The sequence below is a fragment of the Flavobacterium fluviatile genome (assembly GCF_010645065.1).
Classification (GTDB): domain Bacteria; phylum Bacteroidota; class Bacteroidia; order Flavobacteriales; family Flavobacteriaceae; genus Flavobacterium; species Flavobacterium fluviatile.
Genome location: NZ_JAADZW010000001.1, coordinates 689015 through 710743, shown reverse-complemented (window position 1 = coordinate 710743; position 21729 = coordinate 689015). Strand labels below are relative to the sequence as shown.

Sequence of the window (21729 nt, the reverse complement as noted above, 5' to 3'; positions counted from 1 at the left end):
AAGTTTTTGTAAGGCTGATAAGTTTGTGGTTTTATATTTTATACAAGGATATTAATAAGTTACTTATTACAAATAAGGAAGTAAAAAAGATATTTTTTATTTTTGTAGAAACAATTAAAAATTTAAAGCTTATGAAATTAAAAATTACTCTTATCGCGGTTTTGTTTTTAAACTTTTTTTGTGGACATGCTCAGGTCACACCTACCTTGGTTCATAATAATTTAGGTGGTGGCGCACAGTTTAGTGACGGCATGGATATGGAAATTTACAATAATGAAATTTATATTTCTGTTACCTCGGCTGGTAAAATTGTAAAAGTAAGTCTTGCTGCTCCAAATAGCCCGGTAGTGGATGTAGTTACAGGTCTGACATATCCTACTGGATTAAAAGTGGTGGGTAACGAACTTTACTTTTTGCAAAGAAACAATGCCCTAGAGGCTCCCTCTTCAGGTAAACTTTCTAAAATCAATTTAGCGGTTAGCAATTCATCTGTAGTGGATCTTTATTCGGGATTAATGTATCCGGTGGAGGTTGATGTAAACGGAACAAATGTGTATGTTTCTGAGGCTTTCATAGATAGTAATCAAGATTTGATCAATATGCAGATCTCCTTGATTAATTTATCCGGAGCGCCTATTAAAACGATATTGAATAATCAATTTTACAGTGTAGATGATATTGAATTCAAAGATAATGCTTTATATATAATTGAATGGTCTGGAGTAGAAGCAGCTGGCTCAACAAGACTTTTAAAACTTGATGTAACAAGTGGTACAGCGGGAACTCCTATTGAGTATTATGTTGATACACCTGGTAAAGCTTTTTATAATGGGGAAATTTATAATAATTATTTGTATTTAAATACCGATACTAGCCAAGGAGTAGTTGATAGAATGGATTTGACTTCAGCTATACAAATACCATCTGTAGCCTTTACCGGGTTCGATTTTAACGGAAATACCCCTTACATTGGTGAGATGATTGCTGATGGAAACAATAACTTGTTTGCTTTTGGAGAATCTGGATCTCCAGGAAGTGTAACCTATTTGTTGTATAAAGTTAATTTGAATAGTTTAGCAACACAGGATTTTGAAAAATCTACAAAAATAACTTTACATCCTAATCCAACTTCTGATTTTATTAGTTTTTCAAATTTAGAGGATTCATCCAAGTATCAAATCATCAGTATTGATGGGAAGGTAGTTAAAGAAGGGAATGTAGATACAGATGAAAAAATTAATATTTCTCGTTTTACAACAGGAGTCTATACTGCCCGTTTAGGAGATAAATCTTTCAAGTTTATCAAGCAATAACAATTTTATAAACCTGGATATAAAGCTTTAGGGAGTTTGGAAACAAATTTTCTAAAGCTTTTTTATTGAATCTAATTTCTGAAATAGCCGGTTTGGGTTAAAATTTTCTAAAATTGATAATTATCAGACTGCATCTAACTGTGATTTAGTAACTTTATGTAGATAACTAAAAAATGTAATGATGAAAAAGATATTATTCCCAACCGATTTTTCTGAAGCAGCTACAAATGCATTTGTTCATGCTTTGGAATTTGCAAAAATTGTCAACGGAGAACTTATTTTGCTGCACACATTCGAAATTCCGGTGTATGACAGTCAGTTTTTTCCGGAAAATTATGCTGCGATTTACAGTTCAATAGAATTGGCTAATTTTGAAATGTTTAAAGACGAAATTCCGAAACTGAAAACTATTGCCGTTGAAAGGAATTTAGAAGAAATAGTTATTAAACACCGTCTAATGGACGGAGATTTGCTTTTTAATTTAAAAAATGCAGTAAAAGAAGACAATGCAGATTTTGTTATTATGGGGACGAACGGAATTTCTGACTGGACAACTTTTTTTACGGGTTCCAATACAAGTTCGGTGATTTCAGGCGTGCATGTTCCGGTTTTATGCGTACCAATTGATGCTAAATTCAAAAAAATAAAAGTTATTGGATTTACGACGCGTTACCGTGAAAAAGATAAAAAAGAATTAAAAAAGGTTTTGAAAATAGCTAAGAAAATGGATGCCAAGGTTCGAAGCCTGTATGTTAAAACATCTGCATCTGATGTAGCACCGGAAACCATCAAAGAATGGGAAGTTGAATTTGCAGGCGAAAATGTAGAATTTTTAGTCCTTCCAAGTGATGATGTTAAAGAGACCATACTTGATTTTGTGCTCTATAAAGATGTTGATGTCCTGACGACAATTACGCATAAAAGATCTTTTTTTGAAAGCCTTTTTACTTCCAGTTTTAGTAAAAAAATAACAAAAGAGGTTTCAATTCCGGTTTTAGTGATGCATGACAACTAATTTCTGTTACAATAAGGACCAATTTTGAAGTGCTAAAACCTATATTTGCGGTTAAGCTAAATTGAAAAGATGGACTATTATCAAAACAGGGTTACCCTTTATACAGAATCATTAAACAAAACCAATAAAAAATTTAACAGCATCAGCCTTTTAAGGCTTTTAAGTATTTTTAGTTTTTTGTTTCTGATGTTTTATTACATCAAAACCAATCAAATTCTATACTTAATTAGTGCATTGTTATTTTTTATTCGTTTTGTTTTTTTAATGCAAATTCATTCTCGATTGTCTTTTCAAAAACAGTTTTTAACAGCACTTTTAAAAGTCAATGAAAACGAAATTTCTTTTTTGAAAAGAGAAAAACTTTCTTTTGAAAACGGTTTTGAATTTAATGATTTTCACCATACTTATGCTTACGATCTGGATATTTTTGGGGAGCATTCCTTGTTTCAGAATTTAAACAGAACTGCGACTTTTATTGGAAAAAAAACATTAGCAAATCAGTTGCTGAAATTGAATTCTAATGAAGTTATTCTTGAAAATCAGGGCGCGATAAAAGAGCTTGTTTCAAAAATAGACTGGCGTCAGGAATTCAATGCGCTGGGAATTGTCAGTCATGACAGTAAAGATTTTTATGATTCATTAATGTATTGGAAATCATTTAGAAATAATTCTTTACCTAAAGTTTTAAATGTACTTTCAGTTGTTTTGCCAACGTTATTTTTGGGTTTTCTGGCAGCTTATTTTATTACTTCAAAAACAATTCTGTTATCGTATCTGACTTATATTTTTATTGGGAACCTGGTTGTTTTAGGAACAGCATTAAAACGAATTCAGTCTGAAATTGCCAAAGCCGACAATATTGATAAAATCATTAAACAATATGGACTTTTGGTTGAGAAGATTGAATTAGAAAAATTTGAATCTAAAAAATTAATTGATTTACAAAACCAGTTAGTATTTAAAAATGCATCAGCCAGTTCGCATCTAAAACAGCTTTCGGAACTGTTTTCCAGAATGGATACGATTAATAATCTTGTTACGGCTACTGTATTTAACGGTACGTTTTTGTTTAACATTCATGTTTTAAAAGCACTTTTAAAGTGGAAAGAAGAATATGCAGAGGAACTTGAAAAATGGATTAATGTGATTGGTGAATTTGAAACATTAAGCAGTCTTGCAAATCTGGCTTACAATAATCCGGATTTTGTGTTTCCGGAAATCAATTCTGAGTATAAAATCGGATTTAAAAATCTGAGTCATCCCTTATTAAATCCGGTTAGCAGGGTAGGGAATGATACGCATTTTTATCCGGAATCGTTTATGATTTTGACAGGTTCCAACATGTCCGGAAAAAGTACTTTTTTGAGAAGTTTGGGAGTTAATATGGTTTTAGGCGGAATAGGATCAGTTGTCTGTGCTTCAGAAGCTAAAATGCATCCACTTCCGGTTTTAGTTTCAATGCGATTGTCAGATTCTTTAGCGGATAGCGAGTCCTACTTTTTTGCTGAAATAAAGCGTTTAAAACAAATTATGGATACGCTGGAAGAGAAACCCGCTTTTGTTTTACTGGATGAAATTTTAAGAGGAACCAACTCTGATGACAAACGAAACGGAACAATTGAAGTAGTCAAAAAAGTGATTGCTAAAAATGCTATTGGAGCCATCGCAACGCATGATATTGAAGTCTGCCTGACCACTGATGAATATCCGGAAGTTTTAACCAATCAGTGTTTTGAAGTAGAAATAAAAGACAATGATTTGCATTTTGATTACAAACTCCGCAACGGAATCTGTAAAAACAAAAGTGCTACTTTCCTGATGCAGAAGATGGGAGTTATTTAGCATTGAAATCTTTTTATAATGAAAAAGCTTTTTCTGCATTTCAAAATTGAATGAGGCAGAAAAAGCTTTTTAGTTGATGCTCGATTAAATCTGATTACAAATTCGCTTTAATTTTTTCGATAACAGTGTTGTATTCTTCGTCAGATAAATAAGTTTTTTGAGGATTCATTTCAAAAACACTTCCAAATCCGTAACCATCTTTGTATTTCGGAACGATGTGCATGTGTAAATGCGATAAAGTATCACTAAATGCCCCGTAGTTGATTTTATCAGGATTAAAGGCTTTTGCAATAGCTTTTGCGACTGTAGCAACATCCTCCATGAATAAATTGCGTTGTTCGTCGCTTAATTCATAAAATTCAACTGCATGATGGTTGTAAACTACATTTAAACGGCCTGTATAAGATTGTTCTTTGAAAAGGAAAAGCTGTGAAACTTTTAAATCTGCAACTTTTATCATTAACTGGTGTAAGGTGTCGTTGTTTTGACAGTAAAGGCATTCTGAAACTGGACTAGGCATATTTTAATTTATATAAGGTTTTTGATATTGGAATTAATTTCGACAAAAATACTTTTTATTTTAAAAGAAAAAACTTTTCCTGCTTTTCAAAATGAAAGAGGCAGAAAAAGTTTTTTAGTAAAAGTTTAAACCTGATTTTAGTTTATAATTTGTATTTCAAACTTGCCATTACCTGACGTGGCGCGATTGGATTAACACTGTAGTTTTCATGAACAGTGTAGTTCAGTTCGTCTGTGATGTTTGATAATTTAACCAATAAAGATATTTTTTTCCAGGAATATCCTGCAGAAACATCAATAGTAGTGTAACCACCAATTGGAATTTCTCTGTGGTAAATTCCATCAGGATATTTAACAGGATCTGTATTGTTGTGTTGATTGTTCCAGCCTACAATTCGATCACCTATATAATTTCCTATGGCACCTAGAGATAAACCTTTAAATAAACCTTCTGGCAAAGTATAGAAGAAACTCAAATTAGCAGTATTTTGTGGAGTTCCAACTAAACGGTCTCCTTCGACAGGACTTCCGTTTAAACCAGATGTTTTAGAGTAACGGTAATCATTATAACTGTATCCCGCTATAATACTTAAGCCTTGTACTGGTTTTGCAGTAATATCCACTTCAACTCCTTTACTTTTAGTCTGTCCGTTCAAAACTTTTATGGATGTATCAGTATTAGGTGTTCCATCAGCTTTAAATTCAGCTGTTTGAGCTAAGTTGTTGTTAGTGATTTGGTAAACAGTTACGTTGGTGCTGAAAAGACCTTTTAGAAAATCGGTTTTAATTCCAGCTTCATACTGATCAATTATAGAGGGCTCAATAGGCTGTAAATCTACTGTAGTTCCTGTGTTTGGAGTAAATGAATTGGAGTAACTGGCAAATAATGAGATGTCTTTTGTTGGCTGAAACACTAATCCGGCTTTAGGAGAAAATGCATTGTCTAATTTCTTAGGGGCAACAGTTGGTTCAGTTCCTTCAGGTTTTCCATTACCAGCGGTTTCTTTATAAGTAGTTACTTCTAACTCCTGCCAGGACCAGCGAATACCTGCTAAAACTTTGAATTTTTCAGTAATTGAAACTAAGTCCTGAAAGTAAACTCCAAAACGATTGGTGTCAGTGTTGGCTATTTGGGTATTTCTTGCATTTGGCTCATCTGTTCTTTGATTGTCAGGGTCAAAAGTGTACAAATTGATTTTGTCGTAAGTTGTTGGGTTAAAAGCAAAAGTATAAGCAGGAGCAAATGAATTTTCCCAATCAGCACCTGTAAAGATTTGATGTTTGACGCTTCCCGTATTAAAAGTTCCTTGTAAACTTAACTGATCAGCAAAAATTCGCTCCAGGTTTTTGTTTTGGACTAAACCTCTATTCCAGTCTCCAGTGGGTGTTACACCGGATAATTGAGCTGTAGATTTTTGAGTTCTGTTATAAGATTGATAGGAAGCATTGAAATTTAATTTCCAGTTTTCGTTAAAATCGTGGTTTACAAATGCTGATGCACTGGCTGATTTTGTATTTCCTCTTGACCATAGTGCACCATAATACATATTACGTGGTGCATCAATTATGATAGAGTTTGTAGCAGGGGCTGGATAACTGATCGCTCCTGTTCCAAAATCCGGAGTCCAGTCGGCATCCAAATAATCTCCCTGAACCGTAATTTGTGTTTTATCAGAAACGTTGAAAAGTAAAGATGGATTTACATAAAAACGCTCGTTTTTTACCACATCTCTAAAACTTTCCGAATTTTCATAAGAAGCATTGATTCTATAGGCAATAGATTTGTTTAAAGGGCCATAAAAATCAATTGATGGTTTGTAATAAGCATAACTTCCTGCCTGCATAGATACTGATCCGCCTTTTGTAAAAGAAGGCGCTTTGGTAACCAAATTCAAAATTCCTCCTGGGGCAACATTTCCATATAAGATAGCTGAACCTCCCTTAAGGAATTCTACTTTTTCTAAACCAGAAATATCAGGAATAGAACCAGAATTAAATCGAAAACCATTTTTCAAAATACTTCCTGCATTACTATTACCATTATTATTACCACTTAAGGAATATCCCCTGGAAGAAAAAGATTCCTGAGCTCCGCCACGTGCCGAGCTTACATTAATACCATTAGCGTTTTTTAATACTTCACTCAGACGGATGGCTTGCTGTTGTTCGATCACATCAGAACCAATTACTTGTACACTTTGAGGTGTGTCCATTGGTTTTAATCCTGAACGTAATGCCGTAACTGGTTTTTGATGTTTGTTCCCTGTTACGATAACTTCGTTTAGTTCCTGACCCTTTTTTTTCTTAACGGTGTCATTAATTGCTGAAGCACTATCGGTATCTGATGCTTTATTTTGGCTATAGGAAATAAAACTTACAAATGATAAGACCAGCAGTAATTTATTCTTCATGTTCTTTATTTAGATTTAATAAAAATTATTCGGTGCAAATATAAATACATGAATGTGTTAACAAAAAATTATGAATGAGTTTTCTTTCTTAAAATTTAATTAAGATTACATTAAAATTATATTAGAATTTAGCTTATTAAATTTTGTTTTAGTATTGAAAAAAAAGGTGAAATAAAAAAACCTTGCTTTTTAGCAAGGTTTGTAGATAAAGATTTAGATAACTTCAAATTACTTAACAGCAATTTGATATGTCGCCATTTTCCAGATTTCATCGTATTTTTTGCCGTTGTGATCTCCTCCGGATTTTTCGGTGTGAGCATATTCAACCATATAATTTCCGGACCATATTGGAGTAAAAGAAAACTCACCTTTGTCATTTGTCCACAGTTCTTTTTCCCATCCGTTTGGCGCTATAACTTTAATTTTTGCTTCTTTAGCAATATTGCCATCATAAGAGGCTACTCCGTTGATTTTTGTATTCTTTTTTGCAATGTCTGCGTTTTCAGAAAAAACAGCAATCTTGTTGGAATTATTAGCAATGTTGTTTCCTGTGTTTTTATTTCCAACAACAACATTTGCACTAGAGTTGTAATCCAGTTTCATTGTGCCATATACATCTTTTACAGTATGATGCATCACAATAGTATATACACCATCTTCATCAGGAGTAAAAAAGGCCTGATATTTATTTTCTAAAGCCTTTGTGGTCAGTTTTGTTTCTTTTTTTGAAGGGGAAACCAACACTAATGTGAAGTCTTTTAAATCTGAAAACCATTTGTCAGCTTTTGTGATATCATTTTCTGAGAATTCTCCAAAATAAACGTTTACTTCCTGTGCTTTTCCTTTTGTACCGGTAGCTTTAGTTTCTATCCAAAGAGCATGAGCAAATAAAGAAGGCGCGGCAACTAGCATTAGTAAAATAAATGCTATTTTTTTTAATGTGTGTGATTTCATAGTCGTATTTCTATTTAAATATTTCTACAAACTTAAGCCTTATTTAGAATAGTTAAAAACAATTAAGGATTTTAATTTAATTTTCTTAAAAGAAACCGGGGATATTATTTTTTTTCCAATTTCAATTGTGCTTTTTCTAACGATAAATAAGCATTTTTGCTGTTTGGATAATAGGTTTTTGCTAACTGAAAAAAGGTAACGGCACTATTTACCTGATCTCTTTCAAGACAAAAATTACCCATCCAGTCTAAAAAGCTTTCTGATGGCAAAAAACTAAAACCGGTTTCTTTAGAAAGTTTTGCATATTGTTGCGATACCAGACCAGGATTATGAACAGCTTCTTTAACCTGAACTAAATGTTCTTTAAAAATAAATCGTAAACCATCATATTCTGCCGGAATCGGAATCGTTCCATGGTCTTCATTTTCATAAAACTTAAAATTCCATCGCAGGTTTTTAGGTTTCTTTTCTTTTAATAATTTTTCAAATTTTCTGATTCCTCGGGCCATATCTGTGGTAGTGTCCTGCGGAATACTGATTTTATTAGCCATTGCAACATAAATACTTCTTTGTTCAAAATCTTTTGTATTGAAAATAGAGTCCGCTTTTTTGATCATGATCTCCTCATCCCACCAGAGACTAGGATCAATAATAACATAAGAGTTGAATAATTTTGTGTTATGAAGCAAAATGTTTGTAGCAGTCAATCCGCCAAAGGAATGTCCGTTTAAGATATTGTAACCTGAAGTTCTGTAATTCGAATCGATGTAGGGGCGAAGTTCTTTTACTAAAAAAGTTATAAAGTTTTTATTGCCGCCGCTTTGTTTAAAAAACTTTTTGCTTTTATCATAAAAAGCGACACGATTACTTTCGGTTGGTGTTAAATCTAAGGTGCGATTAGTATTGCAAATTCCAACCACAATCATTTGCGGAGTCATTGCGTATGGTCCTTTTGCCAAAGATTGCTGGAGTCCTGTAAAGGAATGAAAATTGCTTTCAGCGTCCAGTAAATAAACGACGGGATATTTTGCAGGAGCAAATTTTTTAGAGTTATAATCGGGTGGAAGATAGATCCAAAAATTGCGTTCTTCGTTTAATGCTTTAGAAAAAATATGGTGTTTGCTGCCAATGACAATACTGTCCTGACAAAATGAATTAGCGTATGGAAGCAATACAAATAGTAAGAAGAGTATCCTTTTCATAGTATTTAATTTAATTGTTCCTTTTTCTTTTTATTTCGCCTGCCATACCAAATTAAGAAACCGGTTACAGGCAGAAACATACATACAAGCCCAACAAATAAAGTTAGTGTTTTTCCGAACCATCCTGCCCAAAAGCCAATATGAAGGTTCATGGTCATTTCGTCAATGCCTAATCCGTTCATGACTTGTACAGGAATCTCAATATTTTTACCGTTATAGCGATTCACGACATACGTTTTTCCATTTTCAACGCCTTTAAGGCCAATGCTTTTGGCGGATACAGCTGTAAAAATAGTGAGGCTGTCTTTTGCAGGAATGCCTAATTTAACTTGCTCTGCGGATTGGTTTTTAGCAAAAAGTTTTGATATTACTGGATTTATAGCACTAAATTTTTTTGATGAATCATATTCCGGACTAAATTTTTCAATTTCTTTGTATGCTTTCGGCTTTCCGTCCAAAAGATGATGCGTAGTTTTATTCAAAGGTTTGTTGACTATAATTAAGCCCGTAACAGTAATTAAGAGTGCCGGCAATAAATTATAAAACCCAGGGACATTGTGTAAATCATAATTCAGCCGTTTAAAGCTTGCATTGGTTTTTATGGTAAAACTTTGTTTTCGGGTAGATTTATTCCACTTTTTGGGCCACCACAAAATTAATCCTGTTATTAATTCTATTAAAAATATCCATACAGAAATTTCTACGATTAAATTCCCGGTATCACCAAAAGGCATTTCCCCACTATGAATATGGGCGATGATATAAAAGAAGTCATACGCTTTACCGGAAGTCAGTATTTTTCCGGTATAAGGGTCAATCCACGAAAATTGTAAATCACGTTCCTTAGTATAAGACCCCATTTTTACAGTACGTTCCGGGTTGCGATAGGTAATAAAATAACTTGGAGTCCGTTCGGGGTTTTGTTTTTTGTAATTTAAAATGAGTTCCTCGGGAGTTAATCTTTTATCTTTTACTTCCTTTACGTATAAAGAATCATAAGCCAATCCGTCTATAATATCATCACAAAAAATAAACAATACACCAGTTAGTGATACAATAAATACAATAATACCTGATGAGAGTCCGAGCCATAAGTGGAGCCAGGCGTTTATAATACTCCATTTACTTTTTTTTGAGGTTTTCTTTTGAGGTTTTATAATTGGATTATTTGTCATAATTTTAATGATAAAAAACCAAGCTAACAGCTTTAAAAGCTGTTAACCTGGTAAAAAAAATAATGAAATTGATTTAGAATTTGTATGTCAGGTTAGCTACAAGTTGTCTTGTAGGCATCATAGTTGCCCATGAATCCGCCGACCAATATTCTTTATTTGCAATGTTGTTTAGTTTTAAGCCTAATCTGAATTTTTGATTTTCATAAAAAACCGTAGCATCCATAACAGTATATGCGTTTGATTCAAATGTATTGGCATCATTAAAGTAGCTGTCGCTTTGTGTGTTTCCTCCAAAGCCAAATCCAAGGCCTTTTACTTTTCCATCCAATATTTTATAGCTCATCCAAAGATTTGCAACATTAGCAGGAGTAGAGTAAGGCCTGTTTCCCTGAAGTGCTCCTGAAGTATATTCGCTTTCATTGTATCCATATCCCATGATAACATGAAACCCTCTGAATGGATTTGCAATTAAATCGGCTTCATAACCTCTGCTTTTTTGAGTACCATCTTGTACAGTATATAAAGGGTTATCCGGATTTGCGCGTAACTTATCTTTTACTTCAATATTGTAGTAACTCAGGGTTCCGTTTAATTTTCCTCCTAACAATTCAAGCTTAACACCACCTTCTAGCTGATTGGCTCTTTCAGGTTTAAAATCGACCGGATTTTCCGGATCAGATGTCATCCCTGCACCAACATTGTTAAAGCCATTCATATAATTTCCAAAAAGTGATACTTTGTCTTTCACTACCTGATAAATTAAACCCAATTTAGGAGAAATAGCATTTTGATTGTAATGGGCAATTTTATTTTCATTATGATCCCATCGAACACTCGCCATAGCAATTAAATTATCTGTAAAATTAATCACATCTGATGCGTAAACACTTGTAGTTCTTAAATCTCTGTTGTTTACTACTGATGGCGACGGCATCGCAGCTATCATCTGTTTGTATTTTTCGATATTAATAAACGGAGCATTTCCATTTATTGGAGTTAATGCATTTCCGGCAGATGCATCATAGGAGTTGATAGTCCATCTGTTATCATTTGTGCTGATATAGGTATAGTCCAGACCCAGAAGCAGACGGTTTTTTATATTTCCAATATTAAAATTCCCGACAAAGTTTTGCTGAATCTGACTTGTTTTAAAAGTACTGTTTATATTCATTAGCCTGCGTTGCAGAAGCGGTAAAGCATCCGTGTCAGGGTTGTTGTTTATGAGTAAGAATAGATAATTAGCTTTATTATCTGTATAGGCATTAGAGAAATTGGTTTGTGAAATCCAGTTGTCTGATAATTTGTATGTTGCTCTGGCGAATACATTTGTTGTTTTTGCTTCAGATTGTAAATCATCTGTGGTATAAGATTTTTTGAAATCAAAATTGAAGTCATTAAAGCTTTTGTAAGGAGATGTTGCCAGAGTCAGATTTCCCAGACCAATATAGCTGGCATTACGGCTGCCGCTGTACACTTCCAGATCAAAATCAAAAGTCAGCCGGTCACTTACATGATAAGTAAAAGACGGGGCAATAATAAAGGTTTTGCTCTTACCCTGATCCTGCCATGTTTTCTGATTGTCTAAGGCAGCATTAACTCTGAAAAGCATTGTTTTTTCTTCATTAATCGGGGTGTTGAAATCGATAGTTGTACGGCTTAATGCCCAGCTTCCGGTAGTGTAACTTACTTCTCCTTTTGTAGTTTCAAAAGGTTTTTTTGTCACTCTGTTAATAAGACCTCCGTATGTAGTTAATGCTGATCCAAACAAAGTTCCTGATGGTCCTTTAATGACTTCGATGCTTTCTAAATTTACAGGGTCACTCATCGTTACCCAGTTAGTGTTCATTCCGTTGCGTATAGATCCTGCAGCAGATGCACCGCTAAAACCGCGCATTCTCAAACTCAAACCAACCCCGCCTGATCCAACACTCTGGACTACATTGCTTAAGCCCGGAGCCGAGTTTAAAGAACTTTTAAAATCAACTGCAATTTGTTCCTGAAAAAGTTCTTTTGGGACTACAGTATAAACCTGCGGGTTTTCAAGATTGCTGATCGGAAGCCTTGCTACATATTCACTTTTCTTTTCAGCAAATTTTTTCGCTCCCGAAACTATTACAACTTCTTGTAGTTCCCTTAACGAAGAATTTAGCTGGATCGATACTTCAGAAGTCTGTTCTGCAGATACAGTTACATTTTTTATAATGGGCTCATAACCTTTCATGTTTATTTGCAAATCATAATTTCCTTCCGGAATATTTTTGAAATGGAAAACCCCATTTTCATCTGTTATATCTGATTTTTTTAATTGCGAAAGGGCTACAGTTACTGATTCTCCCGATTTATCATCAGATGTTATAACGGTACCCTGAATATTTCCGGTCTTTTGCTGGGCATAAATAGTTGTAATGGCAAAACAGAAAAGCAATACCGCATACAAGGGCTTTGTTACTAATTTTTTTAGTTCGGGTTTAATAAAAAACATAGTATTCTTATTTAGATTAGTTATAAATTAATAATTTTACGCAAAAGTAGTTTGTTAGTAAAAAGACGGTTAACGCAATAGGGATTAAAATAAACGCAATAAGGATTATGTGGAATAGGCATAATTTTAAAGCAATTATCTTATCCTAATGAATAAATAGAATTTTTAAATTATTAAAAATCAAAGTGTTTCTGTATGAAAACAATGATGAAGAGCGATATTTTTAAGAAAGAACGTGTTGTTGTAAATAACCCAATTCGCTTTAATAAAGAACATTTACTGGAAAAAAAAATTAATTACGATCACAAAGGCATTATCGGAGTTATTACGGATATTATGCTGGATGGAGTGCATTTGGTTGCCAGGGATCTGTGTGTGACAACTGAATCTTATTCGATAGAAGTAGAGCATGATTTTACATTTGTTAAGCTTCATATAGAAATAGAAGGGGATAACGAGTACTGTCCTGAGGACCCATTAGAAAAGGGAATTTATATTCCTCAGGGACACTACAACTTATTTTATTTTCCTAAAATAAAAGGAGTTTTAAATTATCGTACAAAAAGGAGAAAAACACTGGAGATTACTTTTACAGAAAAATATTTAGAGCAGCTGTTTTATCCGGATTTAAAGACCACAATTCCTTTATTGGCAGAAGCGATTGCGAATAATACCACCTATTTTATGTGGGAGAAAAGTAAAAGTATTTCGCCTAAATTGTATATTTTGATTGAAGATATATTACAGTGTAATTATACTGGCGCTATTAAAAAAGCATTTTTGGAATCGAAAGTAGTGGAGATACTCTCTTATTTATTTACTATTATTAACGAAGAAGAAAATACAAAAATTAACGAAGGCTTAAGCTTAAGTGATTATGATAAAATCATAGCTGTTGATGGTATTTTAAAATCCGGGTTTAAAGAAAAACATACCTTGGCCAGTATCGCTGCGCAAGTGGGACTGAATACTTTTAAGTTAAAGAAATATTTTAAAATAGTTTTTGACACAACAGTATTCAATTATTTAACCCGGCTTCGCATGGAATATGCAAAACAATTAATTGCAGAAAAGGATTTTCCTGTTTCTACTGTTTCAGAAGAATTAGGATATAAAAACCCACAGCATTTTACGGTAGCTTTTAAAAAAACGTTTGGGTATTTACCAAGTAAACTAAAAAATTAAAGGGAACTAATTTTAGATCAGTTCCCTTTATATCTTTAGAATTTGTAGCTAAAACCAGCTACAACATTTCTTGGTTTTTGCGGATTTACAGTACCCCATCCACCATTGAAATATTCTTTGTTGGTAATATTGTTGATGTTTAGTGCTAACCTGTATTTATTTGTTCCGTAAAAAACAGAACCATTGAGTACGGTGTAGGACGGAAGTACAAACTTACCAAGTTTATCACTATTGATAATTGCATTTTCACTGGCATAATTTCCTCCAAAACCTAAGCCAAAATCTTTTAGCCCCCCATCAGCAAATTTATAGTTGGCCCAAAAGTTAACTAAACTTTCCGGTCCTGACCACATTGGTCTTTTGCCTTCTTCCAGCCATACGTTATTAAGACCGCCTTTTGTTATTTTACTGTCATTGTAACTGTATCCCGCAATAATGTTTAGGCCTTTTAGAGGAGAAGCATTAAGATCAAACTCAAAACCTTTGCTTTGTGAAGTTCCTTCTTGTCTGCTGTTCAGAGGAATTTTTGGGTCTGGTGTAACCAGGTTTCCGACTTCGATACTATAATAGCTTGCTGTTGCATTTAATTTCTCGCCAAGAAGATTGATCTTTACACCAAACTCAAGCTGATTGGCATGCTCAGGTTTAAAGGTTGCGGCTCCGGTTACATCTCCATTTGTATTGTATGTTTTTTTGGGAGAAATGTTTTTAAAACCATTCATATAATTCGCAAATACAGCAATCTTGTCAAGTATTGGCTGATAGATTAAACCGAATTTAGGAGATAAAGAAGTTTGATTATAATTGTCATTATCCGTTTTTGTATCTCCTTCTGTATCAAAATAGTCAACGCGTAAACCCGCCATCGCTATCAAATTTGGAAAAATGTTTACAACATCAGATGCGTAAACACTGTATGTTGCTTCTTTGTTATCATATATTATGGCTCCGGACTTAGACAGCACCGTATCTACAGAACTTCGGGTTGGGTATGTTGGCGGATCTTCTGTTCCGGTATAAGGATTTAAATAATTTACATCGCCCTGAGGAGTAATATTATAAAGCCAGGCATAGCCGGAACCACCAAATGTATCTTCTTTTGCAAAGTAATCCAGTCCTGCGATAATGCGGTTACGGATATTTCCTATTTTAAAGTCACCAATAAAGTTTTGTTGAATATCTGTGGTCACTGTTTGTGATTGCTCTTTTGTAATATTTAATGCAAATTCGCCTAATCCATTTTCATTATCCGGCATGTACGAATAATATCCATCTGATTTTGCAGAACTTCTTGATAAAGCTGTTTGAGAAGTCCACTGGTCTGAAACTTTATAATTCATCTGAGCCTGCAAATTGAATTTAGGGTTTTTTATAGACAAATCATTGCCATAAAAAGAGAGTTTAGTATTGTAGTTTAATTCTTCCAGATTTGAAAACTGCAACGATGTGCTTCTGCCTAAAAACAGCATAGGTGGTACAGCCCTCTCTTCCTGCATGAATTCAGTATTGATAAGGAATGATAATCTGTCGTTAATTTTATAGGAAAGGACTGGGGCTAAAAAATAAGCTGTACGGAAACCGGCATCCTGAAAACTATTTTCCGTCTGATAGGCTGCATTGATTCTTATAGCTACATCATCAGATTCGTCTACGCTGGTATTTACATCAGCAGTAACTCTGTTGAGTCCAAAACTTCCGGCAAGATAAGAAACTTCTGTACCAAAACCGGAATAAGGTTTTTTAGTTACTGTATTGATTAAACCTCCATAACTGATTAAACTACTCCCGAACAAAGTTCCGGATGGGCCTTTTATAACTTCAATACTTTCTATGTTTGAAGGATCAAGACTTCCGTTTGTTAATCCAGGGAGCCCATTTACAATATTAGCCTGAGTTTGAAACCCCCGTATTGCATAAAAGGAGCTTCCGCCACCACTACGACCTGTGGATTCCCATAGTTTTTGAACACCGGGAACGTTCTTTAATGCATCATCAAAATTAGTTACAGCCTGTTCCTTTAATAAGTTAGCTGTAACAACATTATAAACCTGTGGATTTTCGATGTTTTTGAGAGGCATTTTTGAAACATAATTACTTTGCTTCGGGAAAAGTTTTGCCCTGTTATTATAGATTGTTACTTCATTTAATTCCTTATTCGAAACTTTCAATTGTAAATTAAGAGTTGATATTTTATTTTCTGAAACAGTTACTTCCTGTTCTAAAGTTTCGTAACCTCCTAAAGCTACCTGCACTATATAAGTATTTGCTTTTACTTTGTGGAGTTCGAAAGAACCATTTTCATTTGTTACAGAACTATATTTAGTGTTTTTAAGAAAGATGTTTATACCGGCTGCGGGTTGTCCGTCGGATGTAGTTATAGTTCCTTTGAGCTTTCCATTGTCTTGTGCAACGGCATCGGTAGTTAAAATTAAAAAGATGCAGATTATAAAAATAAAATGCTGCATTTTTGGGTAAAGGTAATTCATTCGTTTTTGGTTATTATTGGTAATTTTTACAAATCTAAAAATTTAATCATACAAAAATGAATTATTAGCTTAGACCTTCCATTTGTCATGATTCTAAGGTATATTTTATAAGAAAAAACACCTCAGTATAGAAGTCCGAACTGAGGTGTTTTGCAAAATAAATATAAGCTTTTAGTATAAATTATTAATCATCTAATTGTTTTGTTTTTTTTAAAATTAAAAAAAGTTTAAAAACGGAAATTGGCTCTAAAAACCTTAATTTTGCAGGCAAATTAAATTGACAGTACTCCATGATTATTCCCTTTCTAAAAAAAATACAGAACACTCCCAAAGGTTATCGTTTAGCTAATACTGTCTTTTTTTTCCTTTCAGGTTTTGGATATTCTTCGTGGGTATCCCGAATTCCGCATATCCAGGCACAGCTGCATTTATCTGAAGCACAATTTGGAGCTGTACTATTTGCGTTTCCAATAGGTTTAATGCTGACAATGCCTTTTACCGGAAAATTATTAAACAAACACAGTAGCCGGTATATCATGCTTTTAGGAGCTGTTATGTTTAATATTGTGCTATCCTTACCAGGTTTAGTAGCTTTTGTATGGCAATTAGTTATTGTACTTTTGATTTTTGGCGCATCCCGAAATATTTTTAATTTATCGATTAATGCACAATCTCTCGAAGTGCAGAAGTTATATCCAAAATCGATTATAACGAGTTTTCATGCGGTTTGGAGTATTGCAGTTTTTTCAGGAGCAGGTTTTGGGTATGTAATGGTAACGCAGCGCATCGCGCCATCACATCATTTATTGGGAGTAAGTGTTTTTATGCTGGCGCTTACAGCTTGTTTTTATCCGTTGAGTATTCATAATGAACCGGTTCCTGTTAAGAAGAAATTCTTTGCAATGCCCGAAAAAAACCTCATAAAATTCGCTGTGATTTGTTTTGTTTCAATGGCTTGCGAAAACACCATGTATGACTGGAGCGGTATTTATTTTGAAAATATATTGAAAGCTTCTCCAAAATTAACCAGTGCAGCATTTGTGTTTTTTGCAACAGCGGTAACTTTAGGCCGTATATTTGGTGATTCTGGTGTAACGAAATTTGGTATTAAAAAAATTCTGCTTTACAGCGGTATCCTGATTACTGCTGGTTTTGCTATTTGTTTTATCCTGCCTTATGCTTACCCAACTATCTTTGGTTATGTTTTGATTGGTTTCGGGGTTTCCTGTGTTGTTCCGTTGGTCTTTAGTATCGCGGGAAGATCATCAAAATTAAACAGTGGTACTGCCATAACTTCTATATCTACAATTGGTTATCTTGGCTTTTTGCTGGTTCCGCCAATGGTTGGTTTTATTTCTGAATACCTGAGTATGAAATGGGCGTTTTTAATTATGTCAGTTTTAGGGATTCTGATGATTTTTATGGTGAATAAGATAGGGGAGAATGAGTGATTTTTTAAGGTTCTAAGGGGCTGAGATGCTAAGCTTCTGAGGTTTTTTTTGCTGCGAAGGGGATAAGCGCAAAATTTTTATTTTTATTTAAAAATTTGTCAGAACTTCAATCTTATATGCTTCTTGAATTTTTGATGCAATTTCTAAAGCTGCATTTCTATCATTTGCAAAATACAATGTGAAATACTTTTCATTATAGTCAAAGATATTTATTTTGACTGTTTTCTCAGTTATAGTTGTTGTGGTCTAGATTTAAAACCCAGCCTTCCAAAAGTTTGTTTTACAGTGGTTTCTACTAATGCGATATATTTCATTTCAGGAAAAAACGTCCATGTCAGACCAATTCGAATTCCATAAACACAAAATAGTTTTCTAAATTTTTTATTTTGAAAATCAATTTCTAAACCCTCTGATGAAATGAAGAAAATTCCCCAGTAAGCAATTAATAGGAAAAATAAAAAAAGAATTGGATTATTTCCTTTATTGATAAAAATTATTACCAATACACTGGGAACAAATAGTAGATTGCCAATAATAAGTTTTATAAGTGAAGCCTTTTCGGCGTAAATGTAATTTTTCAAGACTAATTTTATAATTTAAGGAAGTAGATTCTCTTCCTTAATAACATTTTAGATTTTACAAAAAACAAATTACTTTTTAGTCATCACAAACTTCTCAGAACTAACTTTCCCATTCAGCTTCCCCGAAATCTCTGCTGTCAGAGTGTTATTACCACCTTTTGTATAAGTAATTTTTTGAGGGTAATCGTGTTGTGGATTTTCAAAAACCAATTGTTTTTCTGTTTCTGATGTTGAAGGAAAAGCTACAGGTTTGCCGTCATTTTGACCTTTTACAGTAGCAATGTATGTTAATGCTTCACCTTTTTGCGCTAAAACAATGCTTTCAAAATGTATCGTGTCTTTAGCTTTTATAAAATAGGATGCAGCTTTAAATGTGCTGTCGTTGACTTTTTGCCAGTTTTCGGTTAAAACTCCATCCGGTGATGTATTTTCCCAGTTTCCAATTAGCCAGTCTGCTTTTTTGATTTTATCTTCTACGGTTTCTTTTTTCTGGCAAGAAACAACAGCTATTACAAGCGTTAAAAGAGTAATTTTATGAAACATATTTATTAAGTTTTGATAGTACTAAAGTATAAAAAAAAAGTTTGCCACGACTCGACCGAAGGGACAGACGAAGTAATTACACAAATTTCCATGAATTTCTTTTTTATATCTTCCGCAGATTAGAATGATTAAAAAGGATTTTGTCTCCACGCAGATTCAGCATATTTATATTTAGTTCCGAATTATAAAAATCTGTCAAATCTGCTAAATCTGCGTGAAATATTTTAAACGCTTTCACTCAGAATAGAATACACCAATTCCTTTGTTGGTTTTTGATCTCGAAGTTTTGCTCTTACTTCGTCAAATGTTACTTTAAAATCACAGCCCGATTTGTATTCAGCACAGCCGTAAGCGGTTTTGCCTTTCAAAATTGTGCCTTTTTTGCATTTCGGACAAACTACTATATCTGAACTTTCTTTTGTTTCTTCTTTTTTATCGGTTTTCTTTGGTTCTAATTTTAGTTTGTAATTTTCTTCAAAACGAATCAAACCTTCAACAATTCCGGAATCGGTTTTAAAACCTTTAATATTTATAGTAGAACCTTTCTGAACCAATCGTAAATATTGGCTTTCCGTAATTTTTTTATCAAGGAAAACAAAAGGCAGTACAAAATCACAACCCGATTTGTACTCAGAACACCCAAAAGCCGATTTGCCTTTTAAAATATTTCCTTTTTGGCATTTAGGACAAATTTCTGCCGAAATTCCGGATGCTTTCTTTTTCTCTTTTTCTACTTTTACAATTGGTTTCTGAATCGTTGAGGCATGAGAAATATTAGCATGTCTCGTTTCGCTCCGAACTTCGGTTACCAAAGCTTCGACCATGCGCTTCATGTTTCTGATAAATGCTGCAGCGGTGAAAGTTCCTTTTTCAATGTCTTTTAATTGTTTCTCCCAGGAACCGGTCAATTCTGCCGATTTGATTAATTCATTTTGAATGGTTTCTATAAGCTGGATTCCGGTTGGTGAAGGTAATACCTGCTTTTTGTTTCGAACAATATACTGACGTTTAAAAAGTGTTTCGATAATATTCGCACGTGTAGATGGGCGGCCGATTCCGTTCTCCTTCATCAATTCACGTAAATCTTCATCATCGACCTGCTTTCCGGCAGTTTCCATAGCGCGCAGTAGAGTTGCTTCTGTAAACTGATTGGGCGGTTTGGTTTCTTTTTGCAAGAACGAAGGTTCATGCGGCCCTTTTTCGCATACAACAAAACTTGGTAGCAGATCTGGTTCTTTATCTTTGGCGTTAGGGTCTTCAAAAACAATGCGGAAACCTTTTTTCAGGATTTCCTTTCCGGTTGCTTTAAATGTTACTTCAGCAGCTTTTCCTATTACAGTAGTATTCGCAACCAAACAATCATCATAAAAAACAGCAATAAAACGTTTTGTAATGATATCATAAACCTGTTGCTGATTGTAAGGCAGATTAATCTCAATTCCTGTTGGAATAATCGCATGGTGATCGGTTACTTTTTTGTCGTTGAAAACCTTAGGCGATTTTTTGATTTTTTTTCCTAAAAGCGGTTCTGTTAAATGTGAATAATTTGTCAGTTTTTGCAGAATTCCAGGCACTTTGAGATAAATATCTCCCGGTAAAAAAGTAGTATCAACTCTGGGATACGTAATTACTTTTTGTTCGTATAATGTCTGTGCAATTTTCAGGGTTTCTTCTGCTGAGAATCCAAATTTCTGATTGCAATATACTTGTAGGCCTGTTAAGTCAAAAAGTTTTGGAGCATATTCGTTTCCGTTCTTTTTATCAACAGAAACAATTTCGAATTCACTTTCTTTAACTTTTTCTGCCAGGATTTCTCCGTCCTCCTTTTTCAGGAAACGGCCATCTTCATAACTAAAAAGGGTTTCTCTGTACAATGTCTGTAGTTCCCAGTAGGGTTGTGGCTTAAAGTTTTCGATTTCTTTAAAGCGGTCAACTACCATTGCAAGTGTTGGCGTCTGAACGCGACCGATAGATAAAACCTGTTTGTAACCGCCATGTTTTACGGTGTACAAACGGGTAGCGTTCATTCCCAAAAGCCAGTCTCCAATGGCTCTTGAAAATCCGGCGTAATATAAATTGTCATAATTTGCAGAAGGTTTTAAGTTTTCAAAACCTTCTTTGATTGCTTCGGTTGTCAAAGATGAAATCCATAAACGCTGAATTTCTCCTTTATAATTAGCCTCGTTCATCACCCAGCGCTGAATCAGTTCTCCTTCCTGTCCGGCATCCCCGCAGTTGATGACTACTTCGGCTTTGTCGAATAAACTTTTTATGATTTTAAACTGTTTTTCGATACCCGAATTCTGAACCACTTTAGTTTCAAATTTTTCAGGAAGCATGGGCAGGTTATTCAAATCCCAGCTTTTCCAGTGGGGCTTGTAATCGTTGGGCTCTTTTAAGGTACATAAATGTCCAAAAGTGTAGGTAACAGCGTAACCATTGCCTTCGTAATAGCCGTCGTGTTTGTTGTTGGCTCCCAAAACGGAGGCAATTTCTCTTGCTACACTAGGTTTTTCGGCAATACAGACCTTCATTTTCTCTTTTTATTTGTAAGCGAAATTAAGGATTTT

The 21729-nt window shown here is 34.1% G+C and carries 15 protein-coding genes; 5 read left to right on the top strand and 10 right to left on the bottom strand.

The features are described 5' to 3' along the window. Positions 1-131 precede the first annotated feature (131 nt). From GXM17_RS02580 to GXM17_RS02570, 3 genes are all read left to right on the top strand, one after another. On the top strand, positions 132-1313 hold the full coding sequence (locus tag GXM17_RS02580) for a T9SS type A sorting domain-containing protein (protein WP_163397715.1): 1182 nt from the start codon (positions 132-134) through the stop codon (positions 1311-1313). A 181-nt stretch (positions 1314-1494) separates the two neighbouring features. Further along, positions 1495-2328 (top strand): universal stress protein, encoded by an 834-nt coding sequence (locus GXM17_RS02575; protein WP_163397714.1) that lies wholly within the window; start codon positions 1495-1497, stop codon positions 2326-2328. 69 nt (positions 2329-2397) lie between these two features. Next, entirely contained in the window at positions 2398-4170 is a 1773-nt protein-coding gene (locus GXM17_RS02570) for a MutS-related protein (protein WP_163397713.1), read from the top strand. A gap of 94 nt (positions 4171-4264) precedes the next feature. Here the strand turns inward: GXM17_RS02570 and GXM17_RS02565 are convergent, their stop codons facing one another. The 6 genes from GXM17_RS02565 to GXM17_RS02540 all read right to left on the bottom strand — a co-directional run bounded on the left by GXM17_RS02565 (position 4265) and on the right by GXM17_RS02540 (position 12913). Continuing rightward, the gene (locus GXM17_RS02565; protein WP_163397712.1) at positions 4265-4690 is read right to left on the bottom strand and encodes an HIT family protein; all 426 of its coding nucleotides are present in this window, start codon (positions 4688-4690) and stop codon (positions 4265-4267) included. A gap of 142 nt (positions 4691-4832) precedes the next feature. Beyond that, positions 4833-7100, bottom strand: a complete 2268-nt coding sequence (locus GXM17_RS02560; RefSeq protein ID WP_163397711.1) for a TonB-dependent siderophore receptor — start codon at positions 7098-7100, stop codon at positions 4833-4835. Positions 7101-7328: 228 nt separating this feature from the next. Then, the gene (locus GXM17_RS02555) at positions 7329-8054 is read right to left on the bottom strand and encodes a DUF4198 domain-containing protein (RefSeq protein WP_163397710.1); all 726 of its coding nucleotides are present in this window, start codon (positions 8052-8054) and stop codon (positions 7329-7331) included. Between the two features lie 104 nt (positions 8055-8158). Further along, entirely contained in the window at positions 8159-9256 is a 1098-nt protein-coding gene (locus GXM17_RS02550) for an alpha/beta hydrolase (protein ID WP_163397709.1), read from the bottom strand. A 5-nt stretch (positions 9257-9261) separates the two neighbouring features. Next, positions 9262-10431 (bottom strand): PepSY-associated TM helix domain-containing protein, encoded by a 1170-nt coding sequence (locus GXM17_RS02545; protein ID WP_163397708.1) that lies wholly within the window; start codon positions 10429-10431, stop codon positions 9262-9264. 73 nt (positions 10432-10504) lie between these two features. Then, complete coding sequence (locus GXM17_RS02540; protein WP_163397707.1) at positions 10505-12913, bottom strand: TonB-dependent receptor; 2409 nt, start codon at positions 12911-12913, stop codon at positions 10505-10507. 195 nt (positions 12914-13108) lie between these two features. Between GXM17_RS02540 and GXM17_RS02535 the strand changes: the two genes are divergently transcribed. After that, entirely contained in the window at positions 13109-14098 is a 990-nt protein-coding gene (locus GXM17_RS02535; RefSeq protein WP_163397706.1) for an AraC family transcriptional regulator, read from the top strand. A gap of 35 nt (positions 14099-14133) precedes the next feature. Here GXM17_RS02535 and GXM17_RS02530 read toward each other — a convergent pair whose 3' ends face one another. Next, the gene (locus tag GXM17_RS02530; protein WP_163397705.1) at positions 14134-16584 is read right to left on the bottom strand and encodes a TonB-dependent receptor; all 2451 of its coding nucleotides are present in this window, start codon (positions 16582-16584) and stop codon (positions 14134-14136) included. A 290-nt stretch (positions 16585-16874) separates the two neighbouring features. Between GXM17_RS02530 and GXM17_RS02525 the strand changes: the two genes are divergently transcribed. After that, positions 16875-18035: an MFS transporter gene (locus GXM17_RS02525; protein ID WP_163397704.1), complete on the top strand. Its 1161-nt coding sequence runs from the start codon at positions 16875-16877 to the stop codon at positions 18033-18035. A gap of 230 nt (positions 18036-18265) precedes the next feature. Here GXM17_RS02525 and GXM17_RS02520 read toward each other — a convergent pair whose 3' ends face one another. The 3 genes from GXM17_RS02520 to GXM17_RS02510 all read right to left on the bottom strand — a co-directional run bounded on the left by GXM17_RS02520 (position 18266) and on the right by GXM17_RS02510 (position 21693). Further along, on the bottom strand, positions 18266-18616 hold the full coding sequence (locus tag GXM17_RS02520; RefSeq protein ID WP_163397703.1) for a hypothetical protein: 351 nt from the start codon (positions 18614-18616) through the stop codon (positions 18266-18268). Between the two features lie 69 nt (positions 18617-18685). Further along, the gene (locus GXM17_RS02515; RefSeq protein ID WP_163397702.1) at positions 18686-19159 is read right to left on the bottom strand and encodes a DUF6265 family protein; all 474 of its coding nucleotides are present in this window, start codon (positions 19157-19159) and stop codon (positions 18686-18688) included. A gap of 224 nt (positions 19160-19383) precedes the next feature. Next, positions 19384-21693: a type IA DNA topoisomerase gene (locus GXM17_RS02510; protein WP_163397701.1), complete on the bottom strand. Its 2310-nt coding sequence runs from the start codon at positions 21691-21693 to the stop codon at positions 19384-19386. Between the last annotated feature and the right edge of the window lie 36 nt (positions 21694-21729).